Raw genomic sequence first — 2,808 nt, 5'->3', positions numbered from 1 at the left:
CAAGCGACGCCGCGACCTCCTCCTCGGAAGCCTCGACGGCGACCATCGCACCACCCTCCGGCAGCGCCTGCATCAGACGACCCCGGGCCGCGACCAACGTGCACGCGTCCTCCAGCGAGAACACCCCCGCCACATGCGCGGCCGCGATCTCACCAATGGAGTGACCGATCACCACATCCGGGCGGACACCCCAGTGCTCCAGCAACCGGAACAACGCCACCTCGACCGCGAACAACGCGGGCTGAGTGAACGCCGTCTGATCCAGCAGCCCGGCATCCGCGCTCCCCTCCGCCGCGAACACCACATCCCGCAGCGGGCGGTCCAGCAGCACATCGAGATGGGCGCACACCTCGTCCCACGCGTCGGCGAAGGCGGGGAACGCCTCGTACAGCTCGCGCCCCATGCCCAGTCGCTGCGCGCCCTGGCCCGAGAACAGGAACGCCATCAGGCCCGATGGCGTCGCGACGCCCCGCACCACTCCCGGGGCCATGTCACCGGCCGCGACGGCCTCGACGCCGCGCAGCAGTTCCGCACGGTTCGCGCCCGAGACCACCGCGCGATGCTCATGCACCGAGCGCGAGGCCACCAGCGAGTAGCCCACATCCAGCGCGCCCAGCTCGGCACGCTCCAGCAGATACGACCGCAGCCGCTCGGCCTGCGCACGCAGGGCCTCCGCGCTCCGGGCGGAGAGCGCCCAGGGCACGATGGACTGATCGTCGGCCAGGGCCGCCGGGGCGGGCTCCGTCTCGTCCGCCACCGGGGCCTGTTCGATGATGGTGTGCGCGTTGGTGCCACTGACGCCGAAGGCGGAGATGCCCGCCCGGCGCGGATGCCCGGTCTCGGGCCACTCCACCGCCTCCGTCAGCAGCCGCACCTCACCCGCCGACCAGTCCACCTCGCGCGACGGCTCATCCACGTGCAGCGTCCGCGGCAGCACCCCGTGGCGCATCGCCATCACCATCTTGATGATTCCGCCAACACCGGCGGCGGCCTGTGTGTGGCCGATGTTCGACTTGAGCGCGCCCAGCCACAGCGGACGGCCCTCCGGCCGCTCCTGGCCGTACGTCGCCAGCAGCGCCTGCGCCTCGATCGGGTCACCCAGCGTGGTCCCCGTACCGTGCGCCTCCACCACGTCCACCTCGGCGGCCGGCACTCCGGCGTTGGCGAGGGCCTGGCGGATCACCCGCTGCTGCGACGGGCCGTTGGGCGCCGTCAGACCGTTGGACGCACCGTCCTGGTTGACCGCCGAACCCCGCACGAGCGCCAGCACCTGGTGGCCGTTGCGCTGAGCATCCGACAGCCGCTCCACGAGCAGCATGCCGACACCCTCGGACCAGCCCGTACCGTCCGCGGCGTCCGCGAACGGCTTGCACCGGCCGTCGGGGGCGAGCCCGCGCTGCCGGCTGAACTCCACGAACGCGCCGGGCGTGGCCATCACCGTCACACCACCGGCGAGCGCCATCTCACACTCGCCCTGGCGCAGCGCCTGCGCCGCCTGGTGGAGCGCGACCAGCGACGACGAGCACGCCGTGTCCACCGTCAGCGCGGGCCCCTCGAGACCCATGGTGTAGGAGATGCGACCGGATACGACCGATGTCGCGTTGCCGGTCAGGATCTGCCCTTCCAGCTCCCCGGCCGCGCCGTCGTTCCCGACCCCGTAGCCCGAGGTCGCGGCGCCCACGAACACGCCGATCTGCCGACCGCGCACGGACATGGGAGCGATACCGGCCCGCTCGAAGACCTCCCAGGAGGTCTCCAGCAGCAGTCGCTGCTGCGGATCCATGGCAAGGGCCTCACGCGGCGAGATCCCGAAGAAGCCCGCGTCGAACTCGCCCGCCTCGTGCAGGAAGCCGCCCTCGCGCGAGTAGAACGTGCCCAGCCGCTCGGGGTCCGGGTCGTACATCCCGTCGACGTCCCACCCGCGGTTGGACGGGAAGTCGGAGATGGCGTCGCCACCGCCGGCCACCAACTGCCACAGGTCCTCGGGGCTTCCGACACCGCCGGGGAAGCGGCAGCTCATCCCGACGATCGCGATCGGGTCGTCATCGACCCGGGCCACCACCGCCGACGGCACGGCCACATCGCCCCGCGTCCCCAGCACCTCGGCACGCAGATGGTCGGCCAGCACCGTGGCGCTCGGGTAGTCGAAGACCAGCGTGGCCGGAAGCACCAGCCCGGTCTCCGCGTTCAGCCGGTTACGGAACTCAACCGCCGTGAGCGAGTCGAAACCCAGCTCCTTGAACGCACGCCCCGGCTCAACGACCTCCGCACCCGCGAAGCCGAGGACCGCCGCGGCCTGGCTCCGCACGAGTTCCAGCAGGGCCCGGTCGATCTCGGCCTCGGTCAGCCCCGCCAGCCGCGCCCGCAGACCTGTCGATGCGTCGCCCGCCCGAGCGGACGAGCCCGCACTGTCGAGTGCCCTCCGGACCTCGGGCAGATCACTGATCAACGGGCTCGGGCGCTCCAAGGTGAACACGGGGGCGAATCGCTCCCAGTCCACATCGGCGACCGTCAGCACACCGTCGTCACCCGCGACCGCTCCCTGTAGCGCGGTAAGTGCCAGCGCCGGGGGAATGACCGCCAGGCCACGGCGGACAAGCTCCGCTTCCATGCCCTCGGCGGTCGCCATGCCGCCCTCGGCCCAGGGGCCCCAGGCCACCGCGGTACCGGCGAGACCCCGCGCACGGCGGTCCTCCACCAGCGCGTCCAGATAGGCGTTGGCCGCGGCGTACGCGGCCTGACCACCACTGCCCCACACACCCGCGATCGAGGAGAACACCACGAACGCGTCCAGCTCACGGTCGCCCA

General features: G+C 72.0%; 1 protein-coding gene. It reads right to left on the bottom strand.

Annotation, left to right across the window (positions count from 1 at the left end; translation table 11 throughout):
• Positions 1–2,808, bottom strand: a 2,808-nt coding sequence (locus tag ABD329_RS47590; RefSeq protein ID WP_344318245.1) for a type I polyketide synthase, incomplete at both ends; no start/stop codon positions are given.

The sequence above is a fragment of the Streptomyces javensis genome, from assembly GCF_039525925.1.
GTDB lineage: Bacteria > Actinomycetota > Actinomycetes > Streptomycetales > Streptomycetaceae > Streptomyces > Streptomyces asiaticus.
The sequence above is the reverse complement of the archived record's forward strand: the minus strand, read 5'-3'. Positions and strand labels throughout refer to the sequence as shown.